Origin of the sequence: Phenylobacterium sp., from assembly GCF_036502675.1 — a bacterium.
GTDB lineage: Bacteria > Pseudomonadota > Alphaproteobacteria > Caulobacterales > Caulobacteraceae > Phenylobacterium.
Genome location: NZ_DASXYF010000100.1, coordinates 1 through 5,123, shown reverse-complemented (window position 1 = coordinate 5,123; position 5,123 = coordinate 1). Strand labels below are relative to the sequence as shown.

At 66.9% G+C, this 5,123-nt stretch carries 3 protein-coding genes; all 3 read right to left on the bottom strand.

Annotation, left to right across the window (positions count from 1 at the left end):
* The coding region (gene aspS, locus VGL30_RS12790; RefSeq protein WP_331540382.1) for an aspartate--tRNA ligase at nucleotides 1-1,298 on the bottom strand (1,298 nt) is incomplete at its 3' end.
* Between the two features lie 241 nt (nucleotides 1,299-1,539).
* Complete coding sequence (gene parC / locus VGL30_RS12785) at nucleotides 1,540-3,789, bottom strand: DNA topoisomerase IV subunit A (protein ID WP_331540381.1); 2,250 nt, start codon at nucleotides 3,787-3,789, stop codon at nucleotides 1,540-1,542.
* A 314-nt stretch (nucleotides 3,790-4,103) separates the two neighbouring features.
* A complete protein-coding gene (locus VGL30_RS12780) occupies nucleotides 4,104-4,859 on the bottom strand; it encodes an FkbM family methyltransferase (RefSeq protein ID WP_331540380.1) in 756 nt (251 codons plus the stop codon).
* Nucleotides 4,860-5,123: the final 264 nt, after the last annotated feature.

Genomic DNA, 5,123 nt, shown 5'->3' with positions numbered 1-5,123 from the left:
ACGATCCAGCAGAACTCGAAGCGCTTGGGATCGATGAGACCCAGGTCCTCGCCGAGCTTGATCCGCACGAGCCCGGCCAGCTTCTCGGCCGCCGGCTTCTTGTCGCTGGCGAAGAACACCGCGTCGCCGTCCTTGCAGCCGGTCGCTTCGCGCAATTTCGCGAGGCGCGCTTCGTCGAGGTTCTTGGCGATCGGGCCCTTGCCGCCGCCCGCCTCGAAGATGACGTAGCCGAGGCCCGGCGCACCCTGCTCCTTCGCCCAGTCGTTGAACTTGTCGAAGAAGGAGCGCGGCTTGGCGCCCGCACCCGGTGCCGGGATCGCGCGCACCACCGAGCCCGCGTCCACCGCTTTTGCGAAGATGCCGAAGCCGGAGCCGCGGAAGACTTCGCTCACATCGGCGATCAGGATCGGGTTGCGCAAGTCCGGCTTGTCGGAGCCGTAGCGCAGCATGGATTCGGTATAGGCGATGCGGCGGAACGGCAGCGGCGAGACCTTACGGTCGCCGGCGAACTCCTCGAACACGCCGTGCAGCACCGGCTCGATGGTGTTGAAGACGTCTTCCTGCGTCACATAGGACATCTCGAAGTCGAGCTGATCGAACTCGCCGGGCGAGCGGTCGGCGCGGCCGTCCTCGTCGCGGAAGCAGGGCGCGATCTGGAAGTACCGGTCGAAGCCCGCGACCATCAGCAGCTGCTTGAACTGCTGCGGCGCCTGGGGCAGCGCGTAGAACTTGCCGGCGTGCAGGCGCGACGGCACCAGGAAGTCGCGCGCGCCCTCCGGCGAGGAGGCGGTCAGGATCGGCGTCTGGTACTCCAGGAAACCCTGGTCGATCATGCGGTTGCGGATCGAATGGATCACCTTCGAGCGCAGCACGATGTTGCGGTGCAGGGTCTCGCGCCGCAGGTCGAGGTGCCGGTTCTTCAGCCGGATGTCCTCGGGATAGTCCGGCTCGCCGAACACCGGCAGCGGCAGCTCGCCGGCCTCGCCCAGCACGTCGGCGGCGGCCACGCGGATTTCCACCTCGCCGGTGGGCAGGTTCGGATTGACGGTGTCGGCCGTGCGCGCGACCACCTCGCCGTCGACGCGGATCACGCTCTCGGCGCGCAGGCGCTCCACGAGCGCGAAGGCGGGCGTGCCCGGGCTCAGCACCAGTTGCGTCAGGCCGTAGTGGTCGCGCAGGTCGATAAACACCAGGCCGCCGTGGTCGCGCTTGCGGTGGATCCAGCCCGAAAGGCGAACGGTCTTGCCGCTGTCGGCGGCGCGGAGCGCGCCGCAGGTGTGGGTGCGGTAGGCGTGCATGGAACCCGGCGAAACGGTGATTTGAGAGCCGCGGAAGGGCGCATGGGGGTCAGGGAATGTCAAGTTAGACGGCCGGGGCTGCGCGGGGGTCAAGGAGACCGGCAAAGGCGCCAAGGGCGCACAGATCTGGGCAGCGCCTTTTCCTCCCGCGTCCCGCAGAGGACGGGGGAGGCGGCGACCGCCCCGGGGTCGGCCTGTGGCCGGCCCGAGGATAAACTCCGAGGGCGTGGGTCTGCAAAGCCTACCTCGGCCGGAACCGCTTGCTGGTCGGGAAGCCGCGGGGGGCGAGCTTGCCGGCGCCGGCGCGCTTGCCGGCCCAGTCGCGCCACTCGGTCCAGACCCGGGTGCGCCCGGCGGCGTCGATCCAGCTCGCGCCATCGGCCTCGCTGAACACCTGGGCGTCGCGCAGGCCGCCCTCGCGGTAGCTCTGCACCTTCACCCCCTTGCCGCGGGACATTTCCGGCAGCTCGGACGCCGGGAAGACCAGGATCTTGCCGTTGTCGCCGATCACCGCCACCTGGTCGCCGGTCATGGGCAAGGAGACCGCCGCCCCGCCGGCGTCCACGTTCAGCACCTGCTTGCCCGCCCGGCGGAAGGCCACCGCCTCGTCCTCGACCAGCACGAAGCCATAGCCGGCCTTCGAGGCCAGGAACCGCCTGGCCCCCGGTTTGTGGGCGAAGACGTCGAGGATGCGCACCTTGTCGTCCAGGTCGAGCATCAGCCGCAGCGGCTCGCCGTGCCCGCGGGCCGACGGCAGCTTGTCGCAGGCGAGCGTGAAGAACCGGCCGTCGGAGGCGAAGATCAGCAGCTTGTCGGTGGTCTCGGCCGGGACCAGGAACGCGAGCTTGTCGCCCTCCTTGAACTTCAGCTCCGAGGGGTCCTCCACCCGCCCGCGGGCGGCGCGGATCCAGCCGCGGTCGGAGAGGATGACGGTGATCGGCTCGCGCACGATCATCGCCTCCATGGCGGCCTCGGCGTCGACCACCGGGGCGTCGGCGAAGCTGGAGCGGCGGCGGCCCAACTCCGTGTCCGGGCCCATCACCGCGCGCACGGCCGAGAGGCCCATGCCCACCAGCTTCCACTGCTGCTTGTCGGATGCCAGCATCTTGACGAGGCCGTCGCGCTCCTCGGCCAGCTCGGCGTGCTCGCGGCGGATCTCCATCTCCTCCAGCCTGGCCAGCTGGCGCAGGCGGGTGTTGAGGATGGCGTCGGCCTGGATCTCGGTGAGGTCGAAGGCGGCGATCAGCCTGGCCTTGGGATCGTCCTCGTAGCGGACGATGCGGATCACCTCGTCGAGGTTCAGATAGGCGATCAGCAGGCCGTCGAGGATGTGCAGCCGCGCCTCGATCTTGCCCAGGCGGTGGCGCGCGCGGCGCACCAGCACGTCGCGCCGGTGGTCGAGGAAGGCCCGTAGGGCGGTCTTCAGACCCATGACCCCGGGCGAGCCGCGGGCGTCGAGCACGTTGATGTTGACCGGGAAGCGGGTCTCGAGGTCGGAGAGCTTGAACAGGCTCTCCATCAGCACCTCGGCCTCGACGTTGCGGCTCTTGGGCTCCAGCACCAGCCGGATGTCCTCCGCCGACTCGTCGCGCACGTCGCCCAGCAGCACCGCCCGCTTGTTTTCGATCAGCCCGGCGAGCTGTTCCACCAGCTCGGCCTTCTTCACCTGATAGGGCATCTCGGTGACGACGATCTGGTAGGTCCCCCGCCCCGTCTCCTCCTTGGTCCAGCGCGCCCGATGGCGCACCCCGCCGCGGCCGGTCTCATAGGTCTCCAGCAGGCTCGCCCGGCCCTCGACGATCACCCCGCCGGTCGGGAAGTCCGGCCCCTGCACATGGGCCATCAGGTCGGCGGTGGCGGCCTCGGGGTTGTCCAGCAGCAGCAGGCAGGCGTCGATCAGCTCGGCGACATTGTGCGGCGGGATGGAGGTGGCCATGCCCACCGCGATGCCGGTCGCGCCGTTGGCCAGCAGGTTGGGGAAGCCGCCGGGGAGCACCACCGGCTCCTCGTCCTGGCCGTCGTAGGTGGGGCGGAAGTCGACGGCGTCCTCGTCGATGCCGTCGAGCAAGAGCTTGGCGGCCGCCGTCAGCTTGCACTCGGTGTAGCGCATGGCCGCGGCGTTATCGCCGTCGATGTTGCCGAAGTTCCCCTGGCCGTTCACCAGCTGGTAGCGCTGGGCGAAGTCCTGGGCCATGCGCACCAGGGTGTCGTAGATCGACTGGTCCCCGTGCGGGTGATACTGGCCCATCACCTCGCCCACCACCTTGGCGCACTTGCGGCTGGCGGCCTCGGGGTTCAGGCGCATCTCGTTCATGGCGTAGAGCACGCGCCGCTGCACGGGCTTCAGCCCGTCGCGCACGTCGGGCAGCGCCCGGCCGGTGATGGTGGAGAGCGCATAGGCCAGGTAGCGCCGCGACAGGGCCTCGGACAGCGGCTCGTCGATGATCCGGTCGCCGTCGCCGCCTGCGGGCGGGGGGGTGTGCTTGGTCATGGGCGAATCGTACCGGTTGACATGAGACTGTTGTAACCGTCGCGGGATGCGCCGTCGCTGCGACGAAGACGGACGCCGGGGGGCTTCAAGCGCTTACAGCCCCGCACGAGATAAGCGGTTTACGGGAGCTGTAAACAGCGGTTTCGAGGGGCCAATTCCCGCGGCTCCGCCGCCGCGGTGCGGACCGGGCCATCGTAGGACGGATGCGGTGCGCCGTCCAGAACAAATAGAGAACTTTTGGCTGGCGCAGGCGCATTGGAGGTCCGCTTCGAAATCGCGGCATGGACGCGTGCCCGCCCTCTGCGCTGCGGCCGTCAGGAAACGGCTACGAAGATAAAGTTGAAAATGTATTTGGGTCGATCCAGGGGGTCTGCGTGATTCCTCAGGTCAACAGTCGAAATATCCTTGAGTGCGCCCCTCACCAAAGCCATTGCGCGGTACTTATAAGAGCATACTTCTTCGATCATTTCACGAATCGGCTGTTTAGTATGCCTTTCTTCCATCTCTATTAGAAGGTTAGGTCGATCCTGGCTTAGTATGGAGGCGCAACCACGAAGCACTTCCAACTCGAATCCTTCAACATCAATCTTGATGAACCCCACGTCATTCAAGCCAAGCTGATCGAGCGCCACGACATCGACGTCCACGCTGCCGAAGGCGCGGTCTCCAATCATCACCGCTGAAAGCGTGCCGCCCTGGTTGGAGTAACCCCCCGACGTCCTCGGAATCATCAGACGGGCGCAGCCGGGAGCCGCCCCTACAGCCAAGGGATATAGCTCGGCGCGTCGGCGAGCCCAGCTATCAAGCACACGAAACATCTTGGGATTGGGCTCGAAAGCGTGGACTTTGCAGCCATGATTCAATAATGCATAAGTATATGCGCCTTTATTTGCGCCCACATCTATTGCAACCCGCCCGCGATCGGCGAGCAGTGGAATCAGGCCGATCTCCCGCTCCCCGCTGCGAATGGCTTTGCGGTACAGGTAGCGCGCATAGACCCCCGGAGGGACCAGCAACCGCTTCAGGAGTTCTTCTCTCGTCTCCGGTGGCGTCCAAACCTCAGAGTCCATCCGATATCTCAGGCATCCCCTCGCGTTGAAGTTCCGACGCGCCCCAATACTGGACCAACTCAGGCGCCATAAGCACGTCGCGGCAGCCTAGCGGCAACCGGCGGAGTGGGACGACCTGATCGTTTTCGGCCTCGCCCAGCATCGACCGAGCCTAGCGGGAGACTGGAGGCAAGTCTTTCACGCTGACGATGGGGAAGCCAGGGCCTGCGTTTCATCCCTGGCCGTCATTCGGAAGTGACGCAGATCATGTCGATGTCAGATCAC